Here is a 26,436-nt window from a genome sequence, read left to right as displayed (position 1 = left end):
ATCTCTCCCACTCTCCCACTCCCCCACTACCCTAATCTCAATCTATTAGGACTTAGGCATTAACGCGCCACTACAAATTTTGCTATATTCTACAATTAAGATTCTTGAAATTGAGAAATTAGAGAAGCAAAAACTTGATTTTGACTGACACTTCGACTCTGTTGTAAAGCCTCTTTTAAAACATCTATTATTAACCCTGGTAAAACTTGAGATTCTGTAATCTTTTTACTGCCACCATCAACCATCGTAAAAGCAATAATATCTACATTTTTCACATCAACTATCCAATATTCTTTGACTTTTAAATCTTCATAAATCAACCTTTTCTCACCCTTATCATCAGAGAGTGAAGTATTGGCTATTTCTATAACTAAATCTGGTGGTGGATATGTATCTAAATCTAGAATAGAAGTTTCCATAGGAATAATATTTGCATTATCACCTATATAGTAGGAAATATCTGGTTGTACTTCTTGAACTCCAATTTTTCTATAACTACAATCACCTAAACCATTACTGTCGATATTTTTGAGACTACAGAAAATATTAATAGCTGTCGAAATTAGTATATCATCCTTGGCATGCTTGTAACTTACTGGTGACATTTCTATTCTGAATTTTCCTTGATAATAATATGATTTTGCTTTTGCATAAATGGGATTTTCAATAGTTTCGAGATATTCATCCCAAGTAGCTAAAACCCATGTATCTGTTGGAATTTTTACTTGTAAATTTGTCATAAATCTAAATTACTGTTAAATAATACAGCAGTTTTGAGGTCAATTAACTACATTAAAAACTGATTGCTCAAATAACTATTCTTCCTCTTTAAGTCTTTCTTCTTCTGCCGCCTGAATTGCTAATAAAAGCTCCTCTTCTTGTTCTTCAAAATCTTCTTCTGAAACCTCCCCCATGTCAAAAGCAAGTTGAAGAGCTAGAAGTTTTTTACTAAGATTTTCTTTATCATCTACTTCTGTATCTACTTGTTCTTGAATTTTTTTCCCTAACCAGACTATTCCTCCCAATGGGCCAGTAATAGGCAGAGTTAATAAACGAATAATCATAATGATGAAGTCCTGAAATTACTTATATAAGCAAAAATTGTCCCACTTCCTGAAGTCAGAAGTCAGAAGTCAGAAGTCAGAAGTGAGATTTGATTGACTAAAAACTCTAACAAGACAATAGTTTAGGGCAATTATTTGACATTATAACTTTGAAACTATTTGTGACCTTCTTATAGTGAAAAGGTATTAATTAAGCGATTATTTACAGAATTATATTAACTGATGTACTCTAAAATTAGATAATCAACCCCTAAATCATTATTCCATCTTAACAATTTGTTATGATTAAATATTGACAGTCAGATAGTTTTGGAGACCAAATCTCTACAATAATTAGAACTACTCCCTATTCCCTATTCCCTCAAATAAATTATTAATTATGAAATCTGGTTTCTATGTTTATGGTATATTCCTACCACCTGGTCCGCAAAATTTAAGTTTACAAGGATTGGATAAAGAAGCTGTAAATATTCAAATTGTTGATGAATTTGCAGTGCTCTATTCAATGGCAAAACAGGAACGTTATCTGGCAAGTCGTCGCAATTTAGTTACCCATGAAAAGGTGCTTGAGTCAGCGATGGAGGCAGGTTATAGAAATGTTTTGCCAATGCAATTTGGTTTAGTAGTTTCTGACTGGGAAAAATTTTCTCAACAGTTGACTAATCCTTTTGAACAGGTAATGAAAGAACTATTTGTAAAGTTAGAAAATCATCGAGAAGTAGGGATAAAAGTATATTGGGAACCAGATGCAGAAATTAAACAATTACTTGTAGAAAATCCAGAATTAAAAAGTCAAAGAGATAGTTTAGTTGGCAAAAATTTAAGTATGGATGAGGTAATTCAGATTGGGCAAGCTATTGAACAAGAAATGAATAATCGGAAACAAGATGTTATTGAAATTTTCCAAATAACTCTGAATGAAATGGCTATTGAAGTAGTAGAAAATGACCTGCAAACTGAAAAAATGATTTATAATGCAGCTTATCTAATACCTTGGGAAAAAGAATCAGAATTTGGTGAAAAGGTAGAAGTTATTGATAGTAAATTTGAGGGAAGATTTAAAATTCGGTACAATAGTTTTACTGCTCCTTTTAATTTTGCTAGAATCGAACAAAAAGATTGAAGCTCGTAGTTGGGCTTCATACCAATTCAATAAATGTTTGTTACAAATAGACAGGGTATTTTTTAGGAGTCAGGAGTCAGGAGTCAGGAGTCGTATGGGAATAGCTTCGATGCTTTTTTTTAGTTCATAAATCATCTTTTTAGTCAAAGGGACATTTCCTGTAAAATCTTTTTATTGTCCTTATTATTCGTAACATTCTTTTTTCAAAATGGTATTAGCCCATAAAATCTATAGTTCGGGCTAAAGCCCAACTACAAACAAAAAGATTTTGATCGCTTATTCTTCAGACACCATATTAATATTGATTCAATTATGATTATTCTGATACAAATAGTTTAAAGACTGAAGATTTTACAAATAAAAACACTTACTTCAACTATCAAAAATTAAAACAATGAATCATTTTCTCAGACTAGACTTAAGACAAATAATAGAACTGGCAAAAGTTCTAGAAAAAAAAGGCGAAACAGGGGAAGTAAAAACTTCCTATCAAGTACAGTCTCGAACTATTAACAATACTCCCAGACGAACTAACACTAATATTCCAAGAAGAAGAGACACTTATCAAACCCAAATCAGACAACCTGTCAGACAAACTAGACCTCCGCAACCAACAAACTTTACTACTCAATACCCAGACACAAAACCAACACCGACGGCAAAAGACGCTGGCGGTGTAACAGAAACCAGACCTCAACAGCAAACTAATTTTACTCCCCCACCTCCAGAAACTAAATCGAGACCTACCCTCAAAGACATTGGAGGTATGTCCGAAATAATTCAAGAATTAAGAGAAGTAATAGAACTCCCACTCAAACGCCCAGATTTATTATCACAATTAGGACTTGAACCTGCTCGTGGAGTATTATTAGTCGGACCCCCCGGTACTGGTAAAACACTGACAGCTAAAGCAATAGCAGAAGAACTGAGACTCAATTATATTGCTATCAACGGACCAGAAGTGATGAGCAAATATTATGGGGAAGCAGAAGCGAGGTTACGCAAAATTTTTACTAATGCTAAAAAGTCTGCTCCTTGTCTGGTATTTATAGATGAAATTGATAGTATTGCTCCAGATCGTAGTAAAGTTGAGGGAGAAGTCGAAAAGCGCTTAGTTGCCCAATTATTGGGATTAATGGATGGGTTTGTGGAACATCAGGGCGTTCTAATTTTAGCAGCAACAAATCGCCCAGACCATATCGATCCTGCTCTCCGTCGTCCCGGAAGATTTGACCGAGAAATTAATTTCAGTATTCCAGATCGCAACGGACGATTAGAAATTTTGCAGATAATGACAAATTCTATGCCATTAGATAATTCCGTTGACTTGGGAGAAATTGCTGATATGGGAGTTGGGTTAGTGGGTGCTGACTTAAAAGCTTTGTGTCAAAAAGCAGCTTATTTAGCACTTCGTCGTCAAGTTCCATCTTTAGATAGTCCGACTCCAGAGGATATGAATTTATTGCAAACTGATTTTTTGACCGCAATTAAAGAAATTAAACCTTCTGTATTGCGGTCTGTGGCGGTAGAAGTGCCTAATGTAAGTTGGCAAGATATTGGCGGTCTCGATGCAGTCAAACAAAAATTACAAGAGTCAGTCGAAGGTGCATTACTCTACCCAGAATTATACGAACAAACTAAGGCAAAAGCTCCTAAAGGAATTTTATTATGGGGCGAACCTGGAACCGGAAAAACTTTACTGGCAAAAGCAGTTGCTTCCCAAGCACAGGCTAATTTTATTGCTGTTAACGGACCGGAGTTGCTGAGTAAATGGGTAGGAGCAGCAGAAGAAGCAGTACGAGAACTTTTTTCTAAGGCTAGACAAGTTGCACCTTGTGTAATATTTGTAGACGAAATTGATACTCTGGCTCCTGCTCGTGGTAAATTTATGGGAGATTCTGGAGTGAGCGATCGCCTAGTTGGTCAACTATTAACAGAATTGGATGGTTTGCGTGACTGTACTCAAATATTATTGGTGGGAGCAACTAACCGCCCTGATGCTCTAGATCCAGCATTACTGCGAGCGGGAAGATTGGATTTGCAAATTAAGGTAGATTTACCAGATCAAAATGGTCGTTTAGCAATTTTGAAAGTACATAATCAAGGTCGTCCACTGCAAGCAGTAAATTTGAAAGATTGGGCAAGTCGCACAGAAGGTTGGAATGGAGCAGATTTGGCATTGTTAACTAATCAAGCTGCTTTAGCTGCGATTCGTAGTTATAGTGCTAAAGGAATTAAGTCTCCAAAAAAAATCAGGATTACAAATGCTCATTTTACTACTGCTTACAATGCTCTGATTAGTCAAAAACAGTCTCAGAATTTTAATTCTGATTCTAGTAAGTAGAATAATTAGTAAAACCTAACCCCCCAACCCCCTTCCCTGCAAGGGAAGGGGTAGTTATAACTGTCACAGAAAGTATAAAAATACCAGATTAACAAATTCTTCCCCCCTCTCCTTGCAGGAGAGGGGTTGGGGGAGAGGTCTTCATTATGATAAAGTTTACCCAAAATTTTAGCCCAGACCCCTTACTACGATCAAAAAAACTCACTGCAATAACAACTAATACCTAAAATGTCATTTTATGTCTACGCTTTTCTATATCTACCCAAATTATCCTTAGCATTGCCAAAAGGAATGAAACAGGAAGTTGAACTAATTTCATATCAAAATCTTGCTGCTGTAACTGAAGCAGATATATCTATTGAGGCAATACAGGAAACAGACGAAAAATTACTAGAAGCAGTTTTAAACCACGATCGCGTAGTTAGAGAAATATTTCAGCAAACTTCTATACTACCACTTAGATTTGGTAATGCTTTTGCTGAAATTGAAAATATTATCAATCACTTACAAGATAATCAGCAAAAATATGTGACGACTTTAACTCAATTGGCAGAAAAGGCAGAATATACTGTGACTTTTGCTCCAGTTTCCCCTCCTTCTACTCTGGAAATTAGTGAAGCTCGTGGCAAAGCTTATTTATTAGCAAAAAAACAACGCTTTCAACAACAACAAGCTTTTCAAACTGAGCAACATCAACAGTGGGAAAATATACGTCAGTTAATTCTCGAAGATTATCCCAAAGCCGAATTTAAAGATAGTAAAGAAGGGGGAATTAAGCAAGTACATTTGTTGGCCAATCGTGACACAGAAGTTCTAACTACCCAAAAATTGCCAACTTGGCAAACCGAGTGTTCCTATTGGCAAATTACTTTGAGTGAACAACTTCCCCCTTATCATTTTGTCTGACTTTTATCTCTGAAAATGATTATTGGGATGTTAAAGATCGTGTTATAGTTAAATAAGACCTTAAAATCTCTGCAAGTCTAATTATCTTAGCATCTTCATATTTACCAGCGTCTACTTGAAAGCAAACTAAAAAATAACATAGTTTGGTGAATCAACTTTAGACAACTGTTAAATTGATGCTTCTAGTAAATAAGGAATAAAAATTATGGCAGTAGAAAAAGTTAACTCTTCTTCCAGTCTAGCAGAAGTCGTAGATCGCATTCTCGACAAAGGAGTTGTCATAGATGCTTGGGTACGTGTTTCTCTAGTGGGTATTGAGTTACTTGCAGTTGAAGCTAGAATAGTTATTGCTTCAGTAGAAACTTACTTAAAATATGCCGAAGCAGTTGGTTTAACAGCTTTAGCGGCAGCACCAGGAGAAACCGTTTCTAATAATTTAGATGACGAACCTCTAGACGCAACAACAGTAGAACCTGTGACTGCTGGAGCTTACTAATACTAAGGCACAACTTTTTATGTCTCTTAAAGATAGATGGGAGAAAGAGCGATCACAACGATTAAATGAAATTGCTGAACGCAAACTAGAGGTTGCCCAACACAGACAACAAACTCAAGCGGAACTTCGTGCTATTAGACAAGAGTTCGAGCGAGAAACTGAGGTACTGCACACCATGTTACAAGAATTTGTAACAAATCTTCATGAAACAGGTCTGAAAGAAAAGCGACAAAGACAACGGGAAAATGCCGAGCTTTACAAACAACTGCGGACACTTTTAGAAGATTATGTTGGGGCCTTGCATTTGTATGGACAGCAAGCACGTCAGGAGCGCTTAGGAGATATTGCTAGTCGCAAACAAGAAGTCTTGAAACTCAAGCTAGAAGTGTTGCAACTACAGGAAAAATTAAGTTCTGACCGTGTATTAATGTCTCAGGAGTTGACTAAGAAACTACAAAAGTTCCGAATTAATTTACATAATTATATTTGGGGTTCTTAAGAAGTAAAGGAATAAAAATTATGGCAGTAGAAAAAATTAACTCTTCTTCTAGTCTAGCAGAAGTTGTAGATCGCATTCTTGACAAAGGAGTTGTTATAGATGCTTGGGTGCGTGTTTCTTTAGTGGGTATTGAGTTACTCGCAGTAGAAGCTAGGGTAGTTATTGCTTCAGTAGAAACTTACTTAAAATATGCCGAAGCAGTTGGTTTAACAGCTCTAGCAGCAGCACCAGGAGAAGCAGTTGATGAGAGTGAAATAGGACAACCGATGACTTCTCCTAGTTTAATATAAATTAATAGGTTAAGTTAAGAATTTTGTAATAATTGTCCGATCCGCTATTGCATTTTCTTAGTTAGATATCTCCGATAATTAATTTTTTAAATTTTAATTTCCGGAGATGTCTATTGTTAAAGGTTTTAATTCATTAAAGGAGTTTGAAATGAAAAATTTCAAAGATCGGCGAGATACAGGGGATTTACCTTCTATTCTCAAACCCCTGAAAAAAACTACTGATGCAGTGGAAAATATTACCGAAAAGTTACCAACAGAAAATTTATCTGCTCTCAAAGATGTACCAAATAAATTAACAGAACCTATAGAAAATGTCACAGAAAAACTACCTTTGGCTGGTTTAATTCCATTGATGGGAATGCTTAATTATATCAAAAAATTTTTTCTCTTCATTTTTACTGTAATTAGGAATATATTTTTATGGATAAAAAAACTATTCCAACTTTTCATAGCCATTCCAATAAAAATTTATTTATTTACACTTAATGTGATTAAAAAAATTTGGTCATGGATTCAAGCTATTTTTCAAGCTTTTATAAACCTAATTATTAAAATATATGAATTTATAATTGACATAATTAGAAAAGTATTTTTCTGGGTAAAAATCATTTTTCAAGTATTTATTGCTATTCCAGTAAAAACCTATTTATTTATAGTTAATATCATTAGCCAAATTTCGTCATTTGTCAGATATATTGTGAAAATTTGTATCGCACTTATTACTACAATTGGCAAATTTTTAAAACTCCTATTTTTGAACCCATTGTCTTTACTTACTAATCCATTACAAAGTTTGAAATCTATTGGTAATACTGGAGGAGAAATTGTAGATAAATTACCTGAGGGACTAGGGGAAGCTACAGACAATTTATCTGGCGGACTAGGAGAAGTTACAGACAATTTATCTGAGGGACTAGGAGAAGTTACAGACAATTTATCTGAGGGACTAGGAGAAGTTACCGACAATTTATCTGGCGGACTAGAAAAAGTTACAGGTAATTTACTTGGTAGTAGGCAAAATAAAAAGACAAAAAATCAGGATAAACAACCCCTGGGAAACTCAAAAAAAAAAATACCAGAATCAGATCTACTACTGTCACAACAAGACTCCTCGGAATTACCAACCGATATAGTAGAACAATTCCAACCGCCAGAAGAAGAATCCCCATCAGGTCTCCCATTGTTCCTGGAGTCATCGGAACCGCCCACCGATATAGAACAAGAAGACCCAGACGTAGTTTCCCCCGCAGAAATTTCAGACACATCAGACGAAGTTTATAAACAGAATGAAGGATTGATTTATATTCAAGATTTATACTCTAATGGCAAGGTAAGTAATCTCTATACTTTAGATATCAAATCTGGTAAAACAGTGTTAATTGGTTCTATGGGTATGCAGATAGTAGATATTGCTTTTTGTGGAAATATACTCTATGGAATTCGATGGCGCAACTCAAATACAACAGATTTAGTCAGAATAAATCCTACTACTGCCAAAACTACAATTATTGGTAAATTAGGTAATAGTAAAGTAGCTAGTTTGGCTTTTTCTAAACATAGAAATTATCTCTATGCCATGGGTCCTCAAACATTATTAAAAGTAAATGTAAATACAGGTTCAGGAAGAATTATTAAGTCTTATAAATCTTGTTATCCTCTTTATTGTGGTGGTTTAGCTTTTGATAGTAAAGGTAGAGGTTATTCAGATTTTGGTAATAATTATAATCAGCAAAGATATCTGATGCGACTTAATAATAATGCTACTCCTATTGCTGTTGGTGGTGTTAGTGGAGTTAAGAATTCTGGTTGTCTAGATTTTTACGGCGATGAATTATTCGCTATATTTAACGGTAAAATTTTTAAGTATGATTTAGTTACTGGTAAAGCTAGATTCCTAACTTATACAGAAAAAAATGTTTCTTGGGCTGGAATGAGTATTATGGCGCTACGCACAAGTCATAAGCCATCAGATTTGATATTAAATAAATAAAATGTTAAAATTCTAAAATTTAAAACTTTAGTTTGAGAGGTATTGAGTTATGAGAGATTTAAGTAATGTTCCTATAGATAAGTTGGATCATGAACATTATCGTCAAATGTTAGTTCGTGATGGTCAACGTCGTTTTAATGAGTGGCACAATGAATATTTAAGGTTTCAGCAAGGGTTTCTCCAGGATCAGCGACGTCGAATTCAGGAACTAGAAAATTTGCGTGAGTCTATTTACAGATATAATAAACGTCGTTCCCAAGAATCTAGAAAAGAGTTTTTGCGTTATCAAAATAAGTTTCTCAATGAAATGCGTCGTTATTAAGTTGATATTTTTCCACTCCAAATTAATCAGGTGGGGTGGAAATTTATTTTCTTATAAGCAGAGCAAAACTCCCTAAGATTCTAGCAGTCTTAGACATTAATCTTTTATATTTATGTCGGGATGATAGATATAATAAAACCTTACTTTTCCTAAATAGCTGATTTTTATATCTTCTTCTATTGTGAATTCTGAATTCTGATTTGCTATCATACAATTTGTTAATCTAATATTGTTTAATAGCTCTTTGCATAGTTCGTTTATCATCTCGCCGCTTAATAGTTTCACGCTTATCATAAATCTTTTTACCTTGTGCTAAAGCAATATCAACTTTGACCCAACCGCGTTTAAAATACATCCTCAAAGGTACTAAAGTTAATCCCTGTTGTTCTACTTTTCCAATTAATTTCCTAATCTCTTGTTTATGTAATAACAATCTTCTACTACGGCGAGGTTCGTGATTAAAAAACTCTCCTGCTTTTTGATATGGGGAAATATGAACATTAAGTAACCATGCTTCATTATTACGAATTAAAGCATAACCATCCCGTAAGTTGACTTTACCTTCCCGGATTGATTTTACCTCTGTTCCTTGTAATGCAACGCCAGCTTCATAAGTCTCTATAATATGATAGTTAAATCTTGCCTGGCGATTATCACTAATTATTTTTTGTCCTTCACCGCTTTTTTTACTCATAATATATTTTTACTAATTTTTTTATCCTGAATTTTTTATTATACTACAAAATTATTGGCTATGACAACAAATTAATGTAAGCATTTAGCAGTCAGCTAGCCTCCTGCAGAGAAACTTAGTTAACAGCTATTAGTTCTTAGTTCATTGTTTTGGAAGGAGGAATTACTCTCCAAGGAGAATTAAAAGTTATTAAGAAAAAGGTCATAACCTCATCTTAGTAAGTAAGTTATTACTTTCAAAAATTCCGCAGGAAAAGCTGAATGCTGAATGCTAATAGCTGAATGCCTAAAATTACCCTGGTAATTTTAAGAGCGATCGCTCTAAAATTATCATCTTAGAGTTAATCACTGAAGTCCGAGCTACGATTCTGCCTTTAAAGTTGATTAGTGTCAATTTATTAAATTCTAAACTTTGCGCCTCCTCAAACATTTGATTAACTAATTCGTCTTGTTCTTCTTGACTAATATCATACCAATCATTTTTCAGTTCAACAATTAATAAATTACTGGGAAAATCAAATTTTAAAGACTCAACAATGCCACCACCATACTGATTAGCAAAATCATCAATCTGATTTTGAATTGACACTAGAAAAATTTGCTCTGGTGTTAATTTTGGAGGTCGGGGTGTAACGGGTTCTATAGGTTCAGGAGCTTCTGGCAATGTCAAATCAGAGATTTCTCCATTTTCTGTAGCAGGTAGAGATTCTTCGGTAGGTATCGCCTCTGTTAATTCAGACTCTGTAATGACAGGAATATCCGCCAGTTCAGTAGTAGGTTTATTAGAAGGAAGGGAAACAAAAATAATTACCAAAATTAGGGCAAAAATACCAGCGATCGCCCCAGTCAATAACCCATCAGAAAGCTTCTGACTCAGAGACTCTGGCAGTAAGGAACGAACTAACCCCAAAACTTGCTGCCAAAGTCCAGGTTTGGCCACAACTGATTCATTCTCAGTAGTAGGTTCTTCTTGAGGTTGGGTTTCAGATGTCACATCAGGAGTTTCTGTTGTTTCCTGGGAAACTGCTTCTGTTGATTCATTTTCAGTAGTGGGTTGTTCTTGAGGTTTAGTTTCAGATGTCACATCAGGAGTTTCTGTTGTTTCCTGGGAAACTACTTCTGTTTCAGGTTGTTCTGAATTTGGTTGGTTTGATTGGTCTTCTGACATTTTTTCTATACCTTTTGGACTAAGCAAATCGACAAATAAAGCGATAAATTAATAAAAGACAAATTTGTACTCTGGACTATAGTCCTTTTTCTACTTAATTAGGATTGGCGTAGAAACCGGGTTTATCAATGAAATTTCCTGAGAAACAATAATCAGGGTAATAAACCCGGTTTCTTGTTTGGGTGCGTAAGTCCTATTAATTTATTCTCCCATTAATTATGAGTATAAAACGTCGTCAATTTTTATTTTTAATTGGTCTCAATAGCGTCACTCTTGCTGGTATTTTAACAAAAATGTTTAATAGTCATGCTAATGCACGAGAATTAAGCAATGCTTCCTCTCTCAAAACTAATCCTATTTTTCGGTTTGTTTCTGTTGCCGATACTGGTACAGGAGGCAAAGATCAATTTGCTGTAGCTCAAGCTATGAGACGCTATTATTTACAATATCCTTTTGATTTTGTAATTCTTGGTGGTGATAATATTTATGAGGATGGAGAAATTGAAAAAATTGGCGATGTTTTTGAGAAACCATACAAGGCATTAATAGAAAATAAAGTGAAGTTTTATGCCTGTCTGGGCAACCACGATCTTAGAAGTAATAATGGAGAGTGGGAACTAGAATATCCAAATTTTAATATGGCAGGAAGATACTATACTTTTGAGTATCAACCAATTCAATTTTTTGCCTTAGATACCAATATTAATGCTGACTGGGAAGCTCAATTAAATTGGCTAGAAAAAGAACTGAGTCAAAGTAAAGCACCCTGGAAAATAGTATTTGGTCATCATCAAATTTATTCTTCTGGAATGTATGGTTTAAATGAAAAATTTATTGATATTTTAACTCCTCTATTTAAAAAGTATCAGGTTCAACTTTATATTAACGGACATGAACATGATTATGAAAGAACTCGCCCAATTAATGGTACTACTTATTTGACTTGTGGTGCTGGAGCCAAACAACGTCTTGTCGATCAATCGGAATGGACGGAATATGCTACAAGTGACTTTAGTTTTGCTGCTTTTGATGTTTATCAAGACCGTTTAGTTGTTAGGGGTATTGATGTTAATAATCATATTTTTGACCAAGGTGTAATTAAGAATTGAGAATTGAGAATTACAGCACTTTTTAGGATGGTGAGGTACAGTTGATTAATTCTCTGTTGCCTGTTGCTTGTTCCCTAAATTCCTAAAATTTTGTACCTCATCAACTCCAAAACTGCTGTAATAGCTACTTCTCCTTAAAAAGAATAGAATTACTTAAAAGGAGAGGTTTTAAACCTTAGTTTTTTGGTAAGGATTCAGCCGTCAGCTATCAGCTATTGTTTTTGGTTTGAAATTTAAACCCCACTCTTAAGACTATACTTTATAAACATCTTTCTTAAGATAAAACTCTATAATGTATAATGGATAGCTTTAAGAGCTGGATCTTATTCCTGTTAACGAAGTTCCTCCGCAGGAGGCTAGTACCGCTACGCGGAAGTCAGAATTCAGAATTCAGAAGTTTTGATTGGTAAGGCTTTGAGTATTTTGTTACTGGTCACTTATTTCCGTCATCCTGCACTAGCTGAATGCTTACGTTTTTTGCTAAGTACTAAGTCAAAGGCAATACTATTTCAAAAATAAAAAGTAAATACAAGAAATTGTTCTAACAATAGATATGCTTTAAACTCTAGATACTAAATAGGTTGTAATATTTTAGGATTGCTATAATTTCACTATTCAACCTTCATTCGGAGGCATTTCTTTATTGCTAAATCCCTGAATTATAGTTTGTATAGCTAAGGCAATTAAACCTACAGTAACCATGGCACACATACAGGCAGCAAAAGCAATAACTCCTACTACTAAAGTCCGAACAGCAGTAGACATATTCACCACAAAAACATTATCTGAAATAATCGGTTTCCTCGCAAATGTCTCAGCAATTGATTTCATCAATAAATAGGCAAGTGTGGCTAATCCACCAGAAATTATAGAACTCGCAAAACATTGTAAAGGGTTCACTTTAGGAGTGGATTTTTTGTTTGATTTGGAAGTTGAATTTGTCATTTCAGTTATCAGTTATCAGTTATCATTTATCAGTACCTCGTGCCATAGGGAGGCTTGAAATACTGAATTTTCTTTTTTTATCTCCTTTACTTTAAAGGAGAACTTTTAAACTTAATTTTCTGGGAATTACTTTTTAATTAAACCTTTCTTGAAAAAATATATATTTATGAGTTTTATTGCTGAATTAGTTATAATCAACTTTTTGTTTGTAGACCTATCTTTGTTGGGTTTCCTCATGTCAACCCAACCTACAGTGTTAATTATTTAAAATGTGATATTTAACATTACTCCTAAATTCAGAATTCTAAATTCATTAATGAGCAATACTAATACCACTAGAATTAAACTGTGCTATCCAGAATTCTAAATCTGGATCAGCCATTTTTGCTTTTACTGCTGCCTCAACTTCCTCTGCTTGAGATTGAGATTCTGTTAAAGCAAACATAGTTGGTCCTGACCCTGACATCATAGCACCTAATACTTTTTGGGAGGCAAAAGCTTCTCTTAATTTTAATAATTGGGGATGTTCTGGTAAAGCTACCTTTTCTAGATCGTTATGTAATAGTTTACCAATTTCCGTGTGGTTGTGGTGAGCGATCGCTGATACTATTGGTCCAGAATGTACTCTTTGCCTACTATTTTCCTGACTTTCTGCATCGGTAACATAAGTATCACCAAACTGTTGACGATAAGTTTTATACGCCCAAGGTGTAGAAATAGAGAGATTTTTGTATTTAGCTAAAACCACATAAATATGGTCTAAATTTGGCAGTGGGGAAAGCACTTCACCCCGGCCAGTTGCTAACGCAGTCCCCCCACCGATACAGAAAGGAACGTCTGAACCCAACTGCGCTCCCAACTCTTCCAATTCCCCGTGAGTTAAACCGAGTTCCCACATTAAGTCTAAACCAACTAATACTGCTGCTGCATTTGTCGAACCTCCTGCTAACCCTGCTGCCACAGGAATATGTTTATGAATAGTAATTTCAACGCCACCGTATCGAACAAGTGCTTCTGGAAATTGTTTGCTCATCAGGGAAGCAGCTCGGTAAGCAATATTAGCCTCATCTGCGGGAACTAGAGGATGGTTGCATCGCACCACAATATTTTCAATGCCGATAGAGCGAATATCTATTTTATCTGCCAGACTAATACTTTGCAAGACCATTGCTAATTCGTGATAGTTGTCTGGGCGATCGCCGATAATTTCCAGATACAGATTAATTTTGGCAGGGGCAATTAATGAGTAGGAGCGCATTTTAGGTAGTTTAGATAGTTTGATTATTTTAATTTATCTCAGTATGGTTACATAAATCAAATGAAAGTCAAAAGTCAAAAGTCAAAAGTCAAAAGTTAAATTGATATTACAGCAGTTTCCGATAATTAGTTATTGTAGGTCATTGCGACTGGAACGGAGTGGAAGGAAGCAATCTCAAGGGTGGTGCGAGATTACTTCCCTTTGGTCGTAATGACGACTGTTCAGCTAAAGGTAACAGAGAGAACCTGTTTAGTTAATTTTTAGTCGATGTTGTCACAAAGATCGCGATCTTCTACATTGGAGTTATTTTTCAAATAGTCACGCACCCAGTCACAACTATATTTGAGTAAGTCATCAATGTTAAAATTCCAGAGTCTGACTTTGGGACCACGAGCAAAAGCGATTAACTGACCATTAGGGCTAAATGCTATAGCCGAAACTGATTCTTCTAGGGTTTTCACTAAAGTTACATCTGTTTTCCATATTTTCACTCTTCCATCACCACCAGCAGACACTACCAACTGACCATCAGGGCTAAATGTTACATATTTAACAGTATCCCTATGTACTTCTAGAGTTTTCACCAGGTTACCATCTGCTTTCCATATTTTCACTATTCCATCACTATCAGCAGAAGCTATCAACTGACCATTAGGACTAAAAACTACACTGTTGACATTATCCTTATGTCCTTCTAAGGTTTTTACCAGGATGCCATCTGGTTTCCATAATTTAACTGTCTTGTCATAGCTAGCAGAAGCTATCAACTGACCATCAGGGCTAAAAGCTACGCTCTTTATCGAATCCCGATGCCCTTTTAAAATAGTTACTAGGATACCGTCTGGTTTCCATAATTTAACTGTTCCATCACTACCAGCAGAAGCGATCAATCGACTATTAGGACTGAATGCTATACTGTTAACTCTACCCTGATTCCCATTTACTGTTTTTACCAGGATACCATCTGGTTTCCATAGTTTCACTGTCTCGTCATAGCTAGCAGAAGCAATTAACTGACCATCAGAGCTTATAGCTACACTACTGACTACACCAGTATGCCGTTCTAGGCTAGTAACTAAAATGCCGTTTGGTTTCCATAATTTCACTTTTCTGTCACGACTCCCAGTAGCTATCAACTGACCATCAGGGCTAAAGGCTACACTTCTGACACTAAGTTTATGCTCATCTAAAGTAGTTTCTAAAGTTTGGTTTGGTTTCCATAGTTTGACCGTGTTATCATCACTTCCAGAAGCAATTAATTTACCATCCGGGCTAAAGGCTACAGCGGAGACAGAATTTTGATGTCCCTCTAAGGTCGTCACCAAAGTGCCATCAAGTTTCCATAGTTTTACTGTTTTGTCTTCACTAGCGGAAGCAATTAATTTACCATCCGGGCTAAATGTTATGCTGTTAACACTACCCTGATGTCCGTTCATAGTGGCTACTAAGGTACCATCTAATGTTTGTAGTTTTACGATTGATTCAGCACCTCCAGAAGCGATTAACTTACCATCGGGGCTGAATGCTACAATTTTGACCTCTTCGGCATCTCCTTCTAATGTACTTACGAGAGTGCCATCTGGTTTCCACAATTTTACTGTGCCTTCATCGCTAGCAGAAGCAATCAACTGACCATCAGGACTGAATGCCACACTGTTGACCACAAACTGATGATCTTCTAGGGTCTGCAGTAGAGTGCCGTCTGGTTTCCACAATTTTACTGTGGTTTCATCGCCAGCAGAAGCAATCAATTGACCATTTGGACTAAATGTTACATCAAGAACAAACCCCTGATTACCTTCTATTGTATTTACGAGAGTGCCATCTGGTTTCCACAGTTTCACTGTCATGTCACCACTAGCAGAAGCAATCAATTGACCATTTGGACTAAATGTTACACTTTCGACAAAATCCTGATGACCTCTTAAGGTTGTCACCAGAGTACCGTCTGCTTTCCACAACTTTACTGTGCCGTCATAACTAGCAGAGGCAATCAACTGACCGTTAGGACTAAATGCTACACTTACAACATCTCCTTCATGTCTGTCTAAACTGTTAGATTGTCGCCATTTTTCGGAATAGATAGCCTCTCGCAACAAGTTAACACCCCGAAATTTGATGCCAGTTTCTTCCCAGTTTTCATCTCGTAGTCGTTTCCCAACCTCTATCGCTCCTATTAGAGTATCTAAGCTGGTCTTAACTGCTCCCTCTAAGGCAGTAATTTTAGTTTTTATCTCAGCACTTCGAGCTTTTTGTTCACCAATACGAGCAACTCGCCATTGCCATCCAGCTACTCCAACAGCTATCAAAGCCATTGTCAAACCTCCAGAAAGCCATTGAATAGCTCGTCGCTGGAGCCTAACTTTCTCCTTTTGTTCCCTTTCCTTTTCTTCCTCTTCCCAATCGCGCAAACCCAAACTCAACTGAATAAAAACCCGCTCCTCCCGACTCAACTCCGACAACCTTTCCTCATGCCATTTCTCCGCCTCCACCAAAAGCAACCCCCGCAACAACGCCCCATTATCCTTATCCTTATCCTCCCATTCTGCCAACCGATCCTTTAACTTTTCCTGCCAAACCCGAAACTCTCGACTAACCCCCATCCATCCACGCAACATTCCCCATTCTCTAATCAACGCCTCATGGATAACCTCAACTGTTTCCTCACCACTTTCATCCCGCCCCGTCACTACCAACCGAGCATCAGCTAACCGCCTCACCAGATCCCAATTATCTACTCCCACCTCAGCACTAGTCGCCACCTTGCGAGTATCCTCAGTTCCCATCCCTGGTTGCACCAACTGAATAAACACCCGCTTCGCCTTTTCCCTATCTGCTTCACTCAACTTTTCATAAACATTATCCGCATAACTCGCCAACGCCTTTTCAACCCCTTCCAGTTCCTTATAACCTTTGTGAGTAAGCTGACTATTACTTTGCTTACCCCACAAACGCTCCAGAGCAAATTCCAACAAAGGCAAATTACCAGGCGATCGCTGCACATCCTTTAATATCCGCTCTGTCAACCCCGCCTCCAACTGCACCCCCAACTTTTGGGCAGGCATTTCAATAACAGACCGCAACTCCTGACTATTCATCGGTCCCAATTTCACATCACTATTCTGCAAAGCATCCGCCAACAAACGGTCAGACAAAGCATACCCCAAAAAATCAGCCCGAAGAGTAATAACCAAAGTCAAGTCTGGAATATTTGCCACTGCATTGAGTAACCTTTCCAGAAACAATACCCGCTTTTCCTCGTCAGTACAAAGAGTGTAAATTTCTTCAAACTGATCCGCAACTAACAACAAACGACTACCTCGATGTTTCTCTAAAATAGAGGATAACCATGTTGATAAAGTTGACTCTTTTTCTTCCAACAATATAGAAAGTTGCAACGCTTCAATATCTTGTACAGTTTCCTTATTTTCTGGTTGCTTGAAACGAACCAAAGCACGAGCCATTTCATCAAAAGGATGAGCTTTCGGGCGAAACTGTTCAATTTGCCAATTCCCTTGAGAGCGCAACCGAGGAATTAACCCGGCAAACACCACCGAAGACTTACCACTGCCAGAAGGCCCAATAACTGCCATAAATTGTTGTCGTGCCACTGCTGCCACAAGCTGCTCGGCGAACCCCTCCCGCCCAAAAAAGTATTCTGCATCACCCTCCCGGAAAGCAAACAAACCTTTGTAGGGACAAGCAGCAATTAACCGCTCCTGCAACTGAGGCCATGCTGCCATCAATAAATTAGTGGGAATAATAAACGCTGCCTTAGTATCCAGTCGTTGTTTTTCCGCAGCAACGGCCATTCCCACCACACCCTCTAAAGTTTCGTCCCAAACAGGAGTACCACTGAAACCTTCCTGCAAAGCATAACCAGTATTGTCAATATCCTCTAGTTGGACCCAACCATTAGCAGTACCACCCCGTAACACACCATTGGCCCAGACACCATTTTCCTTACCCTTGGGAAACCCAAAAGCACGAAAATTATGCCCCCAGTATTCCTCAGAAGTCATCAGCCTTACTGGGAAAGTATTATTAGGAATAGTCGTTAATTCCAAAACAGCAATATCTTCTAAATCTTTGTCTGGATTAACAGGCAACCAGAAAATTACTTTAGCTGTCAGAAATTTCCCTGGTGCAACTTGAGGAAAATCCAACTTAACTTCTGTACTTGGCATTTCAGCAGTATTACCAGTCATGTTTAATGCCAAAGCTACTACATGAGCGCAAGTCATAATTTGATTTTTAGATACTAAAAAACCCGCCCCTTTTACTTGGTTTGACTGAGAATAAATTCTGACAATAGAGCGGTCAAAGTTAAGTATTGTAGTCATTATTTATTATGCCATTTTAGAGTAATTTCATAGTTAACTTCTGCCTCTCCAGAAGCAATAATTGCACCCATTTCAGCACTTAATTTAATCCCAAATTTTACTTCTACTTCATCAGCAGGTTCATTCATACTTCTGACTTTTTTAATAATAGTATTAGCCACAGGTTTAATTTTTTCCATGGCCGAATCAAAGCTTTTATTAGCCTTCCGAGTTACATCATCTGTTATCCCAATACGGTCATCAACTGGTTGGGGAGGCGCATCTACTTCGATCAGAATATAGTCACCATCTTCTAGAGGAAATTCTACAATTTGCTTCATAATAATTTGTTTAAATTGTTTGTTTAATATTATCCTAACTTAGGTAATATCATAATTTGTTGTTGCGGTTTAGTGTTCCACATATTTCTCTGGCGCCAAAGCACAAAAACGAGCCTAATTAATAAATATTTTACCTAAGTAGCCAAGTGTAATTAAATTTCACTATGTCATTGCGACTGGAATGGAGTGGAAGGAAGCAATCTCAAAAGTTTGGGCTGCATAAACATTTTGTTACATATTCAAGTTTATTCACGCCTACCTACTTAAAATGATATAAGTTTACAATATAGCGATTTGCCTATCAGTTAAGTATGATAAATAGGACTGAAACATGAGGTCCGAAAAACTAGGATTTGAGATTGCTTTCCTGTCGGTCGCAATGACGAAAATACCTTGTACTGCGTAAGTCCTAATAGTCCTAATAAAGTGAATATAAATATATATATAAATATCAAACAAACCAAATAAATAATTTTGATACAAATTCCACAAAAAATACTACAATATAAGCTCTTTTCCTTACCTTCTAAATACTGATTACTGACTACTATGGTGGGAAATAGCTACATCTTTTGCTCTGTTCCCTATCCCTTTGTTAGATTTACCCTACAATAAATCTATTAAATAACTTTCAATCAGAATAAAATGTAGCATTTTATGACAAAACGGAAATAACAAAAAAGCTACTTCCGTTTATTTTTCACCTCAAAACATACCTTGCGGATAATGTTTAGTTCGATAATATTTTTCAACACAAAATACTGTTAAGCCTTAAGCCATTCATTAGCTTCTGCTAAATGACCATTGTCGAACACTTTGACAGGACAAGGCCAGATAAATCCAAAAAATTTTGTTGCTCCGAGAACCCATTTATTATCAGAGACAACAGCTATTTTTGCCCAAGCTGTTAGGTGTTGAAAACCAACTTTTGTATCATCCCATAAAGCTTTAGCATCAAATCCTGAAAAATCATTATCTAAATGATAAAGCAAGCGTATTTTACGATGTTCTTTTAACTTAGCTTCTACAGCAGGAATCAAAACAGACTCGTAATCTTCTCCTGTCACTTGGCCATGAGCAGTAAAGGCAAGAATATTATCCGGTTGATTGGAAGTAATTTCAATCATAATAACCCTCCTAGATTTCAATCTATGCCAGATCGGTTTGTAGAGATTAACCCTACCTTTATTATAGAACTTCACAAGCTAGTTCAACAAATAAATTTTAAAGCCTTACTCAAACTCTATAAAGTTGAGTTGGACTTAAACAGTAGCAATCTCAGGATGGGAAACCACATAGATAGATACTAGGTTTATTTCAAATCTACCTACCATCAATAGCTTCTCGTAAAATTTTTACATAGCTCTGCAAAAAATCTTCAAGATGATAAGGTTTTGAACCAAATTTTTCTCTTAAATAATCAAAACCACCACTAGCATAAGCATTCATTTTATCTATTCCTTCATCAGTTAGGTTGGTTTGACTACTAGGGTCTATGAGTTTTAATAATTGTTTTTTTGTAGCATCTTTTTCATCTAAACTAATTCCCATATTTTCTAATTCTGCCCTGAACAGTAAACCAATAATTAAATTTCGTTGGTTTTTATAATCGCTAACAAAGTAATCAATAAAATCTCGACATTGACATCTTTCACTGGGATTATTTTTAGACTTTGTTGCTAATCCCATCATTAAACAGAAATAATATAAATCAAAATCCGTTTTAATTTGTTGTGTTTTCCCTTTATTAATATTAGAAAACCACTCATCAACATCTAGACGTAGTTGAAATGATTTAGCCATAGCTAAGTCTCATCCTCATCTTCTTCAAGATCGAATTTATTAAAATATTCTTTTCCTTCTACAACGACACAATTTTCAGTTTGAGTAACTCCTTCAGAAGGTAAAGTATTTTGTAGTTTTTCTGTACCTCTAGTTTTTCTAAATACAGTTATAAATTTAGTGGAATCTGATTTATTATCAAGAGTATCGGTAAAACCTTCTCTTTCAGTAGAAATAGTTAAAGCAATAAACTGATGACAAAGTTGGGGAATTTGTTTAGCAATTTCTCGTCTGACTGTAGCATCAATAGCATTAGCTGGACTATCAACTACTAGAGGAAAATCATGTTTTCCTTTATGTAATAATGTCATTAAAAAAGTATAGCCTACAGATAATGTTTGACCCATACTTGCTTCTTTTTGACTTTTGAGATAAAGAGAATTTTCGATTTTATCAATATGAATTGGGTCTCGTTCTAAAACTATATCTAAGAATAGATTACAATCTTCAATTAAAGAGTCTGTTAATTTAATTTTTGCTTTCTTCAGAGACTCGTCTATAATTTTTTGTAAGATTTGTTTTTTCTTTGTTAGTTCTACTGTATGAGAAATTTCTGCTAATTTTTCCTCTTCTACTTCTAACCATTTTTTTAATGATTCAATACAAAGAGTTTTTTCATAGTTTTTAGGATCGTCTTTATGATTTGGGGTGCGGTTAATTTGTTCTAATAATCTTTCTATATCATTTTTTTCAATTTTTTTCTGATCCAGTAATGTTTGCCAAGATTTAAGTTGAGTATCACCTTGAGCTGTCAGTTGACTTTCTATAGCTCTACACCTAGTTTCAGCATACTGTCTAATTTCAATATCTGTTTTTAAATCTTCTAAATTTTTAGTTAATAAGTCAAAATTTTCAGAAGTTTCAGGTGTTAGTTTAGTTCTAATATCTTCTTTTAAACTATTTAAAAATGCAGCAGTATAGTCTGATAAATATAATTCGGCTCTGCTTTGAATAGCTTCACGAGTTTGATGATTTAATTCTATGCCACAGATACATTTATCCTCTTCTAAAAGGTCAATAAAAAATTGACGCGATGCTTTTTCAGGAAGTTTAGCTTTATCTAACTTATCTTTTAATTCAATTAAAGAATCAATAAAACTTTTATGCAAAAACTGAGGTTGTCTAATTTGCGTCATTATATCTCTGGTTCTATTTTCCACTTTGTTTTCAGCTTTACCTTTTTCTTCTCTATTCTCTGTTAATTGTTGATATAAATCCTGATTCTGGCTATTAGACTCATCAATTTTAGTTTCTAAATTTTGAATATCCCTTTCTATAACGTTAAGTTCTTCTTGTTTTCTATCTTTTATTGCCTCAACTTTTTTGATTCTTTCTCTCAAACCATTAACTTTATTTCTTTGGCGAGTTAAACCCCGCTGATCGCTAGCTTTTTTTTCTGTTTTTTGATTCCAATCCTTATCTATAAATCCTTTAATTTCATCCAGTAAATAGAGTTGAAATAAACTATCAATTGCCTGAGAAGCATGAGTTTTATTAGAATCCAATAAATCTTTAGCAAACTCACCATCAAAAATAAATAATTGCACAAATTTTTGATTGAAAAAACGATAAAGATTCAGAGGAGGCTCCCATTTTGGAGTAATTCCTCCTAATGATGAATCCGATGTAGAATAATCAACTTTTCCCTCTTCAAAATCAAAATCTAGTTCAAAAGTTAAACGCTTCTCATCAACCCTTAAATCTAAAACAAATTTTCCTCTATAATTAAATTTATTAGCCCTACGAAAACTTTTGACTTTCTCTGCATCCCATTTATCTGCTTCCCCATTCATAGCAGCACGAATTAAACTTAAAGTAGTAGTTTTTGCTGTACCATTAGGCATTTGAATCAGAGAAACATGAGCAGGATTAACACCAAATAAAAGATTAATATTCATATCTGGGCATCTTAAACCCTCTGCTTCCCAACCAATAATTTCAATCTTCATTATTTATCTCTAATTTTTCAATAGTTACACCCTTATCATCAACCCTTAAATTTCAAACAAATGTTCCTCTAGAATTCAGGGAAAGCTCTCATTTTGGAGTTACTCCTCTTAATGACGGAAAAATACTACGATAATCAACTTTTCCCTCCTCAAAATCAAAATTTAATTCAAAAGTTAAACGCTTCTCATCAACCCTTAAATCTCAAATAAATGTTCCAGTAGAATTAAATTAGTTAACTCTACGAAAACTTATTACTTTTTCCACATCCTATTTATTTGCTTCCCCATTCATAGCAGCACGAATTAAACTTAAAGTAGTAGTTTTTGCTGTACCATTAGGCATTTGAATCAGAGAAACATGAGCAGGATTAACACCAGATAAAAGATTAATTTTCATATCTGGGCATCTTAAACCTTCTGTTTTTAACAAAAAAACTTTAATCTTCATTATTCATTTCTAATTGTTCAATTTTAATAGCGTCATACACTAATTCAAGACGTTCACTTTTATCAGTTTCACTTAAATTTTGCTCGCTAATTGCCTCTAACCATTTAATCAATCTACTTGCAACTGTTTCTGGTTGACTTGCTTCTGAAACAGACTCTCTAATAGCTTTTTTTATTTCCTCATCTACCATAATTGTTAACTTTTTCTCCGAATTTTTGAAAGTTCAGATAACCATTCATAACGTTCCTCATCAGCAGATATTCTATCTTGATTATCCTCCAACTGCAAGACAAAATCAACTACTTTTGCTCTCTTTCCTGGATTATTTGGATTAATACGCAAACAACGACCAATACGTTGAATAGTTTCTAGTTTAGCCCTTGCTGAAGAAAAAAGAATTACATTTTCCAGATTCTTAATATCAATTCCTTGAGAAACACGATGACAAGTTATTAAACAATCAATTTTACCTTGAGCAAAATCTTGCAAATATTTTTGCTCTTCTCCTGAATAATAAGTACGATAACGATGAGTGTAATTATGAATATTATCTAACAGTTGATTACCATATTCTTTCTCTTCAACAAATATAATAGTAGATTTAAGTCTCTGAAAATTTTCAACCAAAAAATCGGCAAAAACATCCAGTTTATTTTCAGCAGTTTTATAAACACGAGAAAGTTTAATCCAAACTTCTTCCTCACTCATAGGTTTACCTGCCTTGAGACGAGCTTCTTTTTGTCTATATACTTGTTGAAGTCTCTCTTTATCATTGTTAGTAAGTTGATAAAAAAGAGGCATATAGTCAAATTCACAAAGTATCCCTCTTTCAATAGCTTCTTTAATTCCAAATTGAAAAAATACTTCCCCTAACTCTGCAAAAATAAATTCTGTTCCCTCACTGTCATATTCTCTTTCAGGCGTAGCACTTAACCCTAAGCGATAACCAAAATCTTGATGTTTTCCAGTTAATTGTTGACGAATTGCCAGACTTCCTAAACCATGTACTTCATCATGTACAATAATCAACTTTGATTTTATTTTTGACTGCAGACGATTAAATAATTTACCTAAATTTTCCCTAGAAACTATTAAAACTGCTCTCTCAGGATTAAGAGCAAAACTATCTAATTGATGGTAAGACGAATAATGTTTAAGAACTCTAAAAAGTTTAGGTCTCTGAACAGACCAACTATCAATTTCTTTTGACCATTGATCTAATAAATCAGTACCTTCCGTACTAATAATAATTCCATATATCTGTTGTAAATCATCTAGCTTACTAAGAATTTTTAAAGTAGTACGAGTCTTTCCCGTACCTGTTGCCATTTCCAATACTCCATGACCAACTTTGAGAAATTTTTCTACTGCTTCTTCTTGATGTCGCCATTGATAACTACCATTTTTTTTCTCTGATATTTTTAAGGGTAATTTCTTGGTTTGACTATCTAAATTTTTATTTTTTTCTTGTTTAATTTCAGGTTTTTTATCAGGAGAATAAGATCTAATAAAATCCATTGTTTCTGAAGATAAAGAAAGAATTTTTAGACCTACTGCTTTTCCTAACCATGTTTCTTCAAATTCTTCAATTTTAATCTTAACTCTTTCTTCGTCAGCACTCATCCAACTCCGATAAACATCTATTGATTCATAATTACGACTATGACCACTTATTGACTCATTAGCAGAGCCAGTAAAAGCAATAAAATTACCATTCTCAAAATCAAATATTCCGATTTTTTCGTGAAAAATTCCCACTTGATTTATATGTTGAGGAAAGGCAAACTTGAAAATTAATTTATCATTAGCTATCATCCAAGCTAATAGTTTTTGCCTCAGATAAATCGAATCAGACTGTGTTGATAACTCTAAAGCATCTTTAATAATTCTATCAGCAATAATTTGTCTAAATTGATGATTTTTTTCCTCATTAACTGCCACCGCTAAAGTTTTTTTATCTGCTTCCGATAATTCAGGAGAAATTATCAACTTAATCACAGCATTGTTATCTAATAAATAAGGAATAGCTTCTGCCCAAGAAACTAAAGCACCGCTAGAAAAATAACCTACTGCACGGCGATATTGAATACAATTTTTTAAGCAAGGTATAAAAAAATCTTGAGCTAAATCAGATTTTCCACTTCTATAGTGACTGGCAATTTTTTCTATAGCATTTGACATTATCAGACGATTTCACTCTTGTCTCAAGATAGCCTTAGAATTATTGTTACATATTCTTTTACCTAATAGAATAGAAGAAAAGTTTTCAGAGTTGACTTCAGACTCAGACAAACAAGTTAATTAATTTTATAATTCTGTCTAGTTTCCCCTAAAATTTGTATGAAATCATTATAATTAGGAATTATGTACCTAAATTCTGAAGTATAATCATCTTTACATCCGTGCCAAAATCTTTGTCGTGCTTTTACTAAATTAATTATGTTACTAGAACTTGCTATTGGTGATGCTTACGGCGCCGGTTTTGAATATGCAGATATTGAGTTAATTAAACAACACAATAATCTATTTAATTATGTGAAGCACCCCCGCCACAAACTTATTCCCGGTTCCTATACAGACGACACTCAAATGAGTATTGCTATTGCCGAAATGATAATTTCTAGGGAACCCTGGACGCGAGAGAATTTAGCTAATAAATTTGTTGAAGCTTTTAAAAGAGACGAACGGGAAGGATATTCTCGAAAGTTTTATGACTTTTTAAAACGAGTAAAAACCGGGAAACAATTTTTAGCAGAAATAATTCCTACAAGCGACAAAAGTGGTGCTGCAATGCGAGCAGCTCCTATTGGTATTTTTCCTACTATTAAAGAAGTCAAACAAAAAGCAACTATTCAAGCAGCTATTACTCATAACACTCCTGACGGAATTGATGCAGCGATCGCCTCAGCATTAATGAGTCATTATTTCATTTATAACTTAGATAAAAAAAGCCAATTAGGAAAATTTATTGAAACTCATGTTCCAGGAAAAACTTGGTTAGAAACTTGGAATCAAAAAGTAGGTTCTAAAGGTTGGATGAGTGTTAGAGCGGCTATTACTGCAGTGCAGAGAAATGATAAAATGAGCAGCTTATTAATCGATTGTATTAATTTTACAGGAGACGTAGATACAGTGGCAACTATAGCTTTAGCTGCCGGTTCCTGTAGTCAGGAAATGGTTCAAGATTTGCCAGAAAATCTCAAACTCTTATTAGAAAATGGTAAATATGGGCGAGATTATTTGATAGTTCTCGATCAACAGCTTATGGCTATGAAGATTTAAAGTAGAGGCAGGTTTTATGAATAAATTCAGGTTAAAACCAATAAT

At 35.1% G+C, this 26,436-nt stretch carries 23 protein-coding genes and 1 pseudogene; 10 read left to right on the top strand and 14 right to left on the bottom strand.

What is annotated here, in order from left to right; translation table 11 throughout:
• Positions 1-95: 95 nt before the first annotated feature.
• Both ACP6PL_RS02100 and ACP6PL_RS02095 read right to left on the bottom strand, forming a co-directional pair.
• On the bottom strand, positions 96-740 hold the full coding sequence (locus tag ACP6PL_RS02100) for a Uma2 family endonuclease (RefSeq protein WP_426542039.1): 645 nt from the start codon (positions 738-740) through the stop codon (positions 96-98).
• 75 nt (positions 741-815) lie between these two features.
• Positions 816-1,064: a gas vesicle protein GvpG gene (locus ACP6PL_RS02095; protein ID WP_293061623.1), complete on the bottom strand. Its 249-nt coding sequence runs from the start codon at positions 1,062-1,064 to the stop codon at positions 816-818.
• 379 nt (positions 1,065-1,443) lie between these two features.
• Here ACP6PL_RS02095 and ACP6PL_RS02090 point away from each other — a divergent pair, with 379 nt between their 5' ends.
• The 8 genes and pseudogenes from ACP6PL_RS02090 to ACP6PL_RS02055 all read left to right on the top strand — a co-directional run bounded on the left by ACP6PL_RS02090 (position 1,444) and on the right by ACP6PL_RS02055 (position 9,034).
• Positions 1,444-2,187 carry a GvpL/GvpF family gas vesicle protein gene (locus ACP6PL_RS02090; RefSeq protein WP_426542036.1) on the top strand — a complete coding sequence of 248 codons (744 nt, stop codon included), beginning with the start codon at positions 1,444-1,446 and terminating at the stop codon, positions 2,185-2,187.
• Between the two features lie 394 nt (positions 2,188-2,581).
• Positions 2,582-4,531, top strand: a complete 1,950-nt coding sequence (locus ACP6PL_RS02085) for an AAA family ATPase (protein ID WP_426542034.1) — start codon at positions 2,582-2,584, stop codon at positions 4,529-4,531.
• A 228-nt stretch (positions 4,532-4,759) separates the two neighbouring features.
• Complete coding sequence (locus tag ACP6PL_RS02080) at positions 4,760-5,437, top strand: GvpL/GvpF family gas vesicle protein (protein WP_426542032.1); 678 nt, start codon at positions 4,760-4,762, stop codon at positions 5,435-5,437.
• 205 nt (positions 5,438-5,642) lie between these two features.
• Positions 5,643-5,852: pseudogene (gene gvpA / locus ACP6PL_RS02075) on the top strand (gas vesicle structural protein GvpA); the annotation flags it as partial.
• A gap of 100 nt (positions 5,853-5,952) precedes the next feature.
• Positions 5,953-6,432, top strand: a complete 480-nt coding sequence (locus ACP6PL_RS02070; RefSeq protein ID WP_426542030.1) for a hypothetical protein — start codon at positions 5,953-5,955, stop codon at positions 6,430-6,432.
• 20 nt (positions 6,433-6,452) lie between these two features.
• Positions 6,453-6,722, top strand: a complete 270-nt coding sequence (gvpA, locus tag ACP6PL_RS02065; RefSeq protein WP_426542028.1) for a gas vesicle structural protein GvpA — start codon at positions 6,453-6,455, stop codon at positions 6,720-6,722.
• Positions 6,723-6,870: 148 nt separating this feature from the next.
• Positions 6,871-8,712, top strand: a complete 1,842-nt coding sequence (locus ACP6PL_RS02060) for a phage tail protein (protein WP_426542026.1) — start codon at positions 6,871-6,873, stop codon at positions 8,710-8,712.
• 49 nt (positions 8,713-8,761) lie between these two features.
• On the top strand, positions 8,762-9,034 hold the full coding sequence (locus tag ACP6PL_RS02055; RefSeq protein ID WP_426542024.1) for a hypothetical protein: 273 nt from the start codon (positions 8,762-8,764) through the stop codon (positions 9,032-9,034).
• A 223-nt stretch (positions 9,035-9,257) separates the two neighbouring features.
• On the opposite strand, the gene smpB is transcribed toward ACP6PL_RS02055, so the two are convergent.
• Positions 9,258-9,728: an SsrA-binding protein SmpB gene (smpB, locus tag ACP6PL_RS02050; protein WP_426542022.1), complete on the bottom strand. Its 471-nt coding sequence runs from the start codon at positions 9,726-9,728 to the stop codon at positions 9,258-9,260.
• Positions 9,729-10,019: 291 nt separating this feature from the next.
• Complete coding sequence (locus ACP6PL_RS02045) at positions 10,020-10,895, bottom strand: hypothetical protein (RefSeq protein WP_426542020.1); 876 nt, start codon at positions 10,893-10,895, stop codon at positions 10,020-10,022.
• A 218-nt stretch (positions 10,896-11,113) separates the two neighbouring features.
• On the opposite strand from ACP6PL_RS02045, the gene ACP6PL_RS02040 reads away from it, so the two are divergent.
• Positions 11,114-12,004, top strand: coding sequence for a metallophosphoesterase family protein (locus ACP6PL_RS02040; RefSeq protein WP_426542018.1), 891 nt, complete (start codon positions 11,114-11,116; stop codon positions 12,002-12,004).
• A 615-nt stretch (positions 12,005-12,619) separates the two neighbouring features.
• Here ACP6PL_RS02040 and ACP6PL_RS02035 read toward each other — a convergent pair.
• From ACP6PL_RS02035 to ACP6PL_RS01990, 10 genes are all read right to left on the bottom strand, one after another.
• Positions 12,620-12,949 carry a DUF3082 domain-containing protein gene (locus tag ACP6PL_RS02035; RefSeq protein ID WP_426542016.1) on the bottom strand — a complete coding sequence of 110 codons (330 nt, stop codon included), beginning with the start codon at positions 12,947-12,949 and terminating at the stop codon, positions 12,620-12,622.
• Between the two features lie 313 nt (positions 12,950-13,262).
• Positions 13,263-14,207, bottom strand: a complete 945-nt coding sequence (gene ispE, locus ACP6PL_RS02030) for a 4-(cytidine 5'-diphospho)-2-C-methyl-D-erythritol kinase (RefSeq protein WP_426542015.1) — start codon at positions 14,205-14,207, stop codon at positions 13,263-13,265.
• Positions 14,208-14,467: 260 nt separating this feature from the next.
• Positions 14,468-18,550, bottom strand: a complete 4,083-nt coding sequence (locus ACP6PL_RS02025; RefSeq protein WP_426542007.1) for an nSTAND1 domain-containing NTPase — start codon at positions 18,548-18,550, stop codon at positions 14,468-14,470.
• Positions 18,550-18,870: a CU044_2847 family protein gene (locus tag ACP6PL_RS02020; RefSeq protein WP_426542005.1), complete on the bottom strand. Its 321-nt coding sequence runs from the start codon at positions 18,868-18,870 to the stop codon at positions 18,550-18,552. The genes ACP6PL_RS02025 and ACP6PL_RS02020 overlap by 1 nt, the downstream gene beginning before the upstream one ends.
• 764 nt (positions 18,871-19,634) lie before the next feature.
• Complete coding sequence (locus tag ACP6PL_RS02015; protein WP_426542003.1) at positions 19,635-19,997, bottom strand: SpoIIAA family protein; 363 nt, start codon at positions 19,995-19,997, stop codon at positions 19,635-19,637.
• Positions 19,998-20,193: 196 nt separating this feature from the next.
• Positions 20,194-20,673 carry a hypothetical protein gene (locus ACP6PL_RS02010; RefSeq protein ID WP_426542001.1) on the bottom strand — a complete coding sequence of 160 codons (480 nt, stop codon included), beginning with the start codon at positions 20,671-20,673 and terminating at the stop codon, positions 20,194-20,196.
• 2 nt (positions 20,674-20,675) lie between these two features.
• The gene (locus tag ACP6PL_RS02005) at positions 20,676-22,661 is read right to left on the bottom strand and encodes a hypothetical protein (protein ID WP_426541999.1); all 1,986 of its coding nucleotides are present in this window, start codon (positions 22,659-22,661) and stop codon (positions 20,676-20,678) included.
• Positions 22,662-22,929: 268 nt separating this feature from the next.
• The gene (locus tag ACP6PL_RS02000; protein WP_426541997.1) at positions 22,930-23,109 is read right to left on the bottom strand and encodes a hypothetical protein; all 180 of its coding nucleotides are present in this window, start codon (positions 23,107-23,109) and stop codon (positions 22,930-22,932) included.
• Entirely contained in the window at positions 23,099-23,299 is a 201-nt protein-coding gene (locus tag ACP6PL_RS01995) for a CxC ATPase DNA modification system associated small protein (protein WP_426541995.1), read from the bottom strand. Before ACP6PL_RS01995 ends, ACP6PL_RS02000 begins: the two co-directional genes overlap by 11 nt.
• A gap of 5 nt (positions 23,300-23,304) precedes the next feature.
• Positions 23,305-25,290, bottom strand: coding sequence for a DEAD/DEAH box helicase family protein (locus ACP6PL_RS01990; RefSeq protein WP_426541993.1), 1,986 nt, complete (start codon positions 25,288-25,290; stop codon positions 23,305-23,307).
• A gap of 258 nt (positions 25,291-25,548) precedes the next feature.
• Between ACP6PL_RS01990 and ACP6PL_RS01985 the strand changes: the two genes are divergently transcribed.
• Positions 25,549-26,391: an ADP-ribosylglycohydrolase family protein gene (locus tag ACP6PL_RS01985; RefSeq protein ID WP_426541991.1), complete on the top strand. Its 843-nt coding sequence runs from the start codon at positions 25,549-25,551 to the stop codon at positions 26,389-26,391.
• The last annotated feature ends 45 nt before the right edge of the window (positions 26,392-26,436 follow it).

This window comes from Dapis purpurea BLCC-M126 (genome assembly GCF_050015975.1).
Classification (GTDB): Bacteria; Cyanobacteriota; Cyanobacteriia; order Cyanobacteriales; family Microcoleaceae; genus Trichodesmium.
This window is presented reverse-complemented; position numbering and strand designations above follow the sequence as displayed.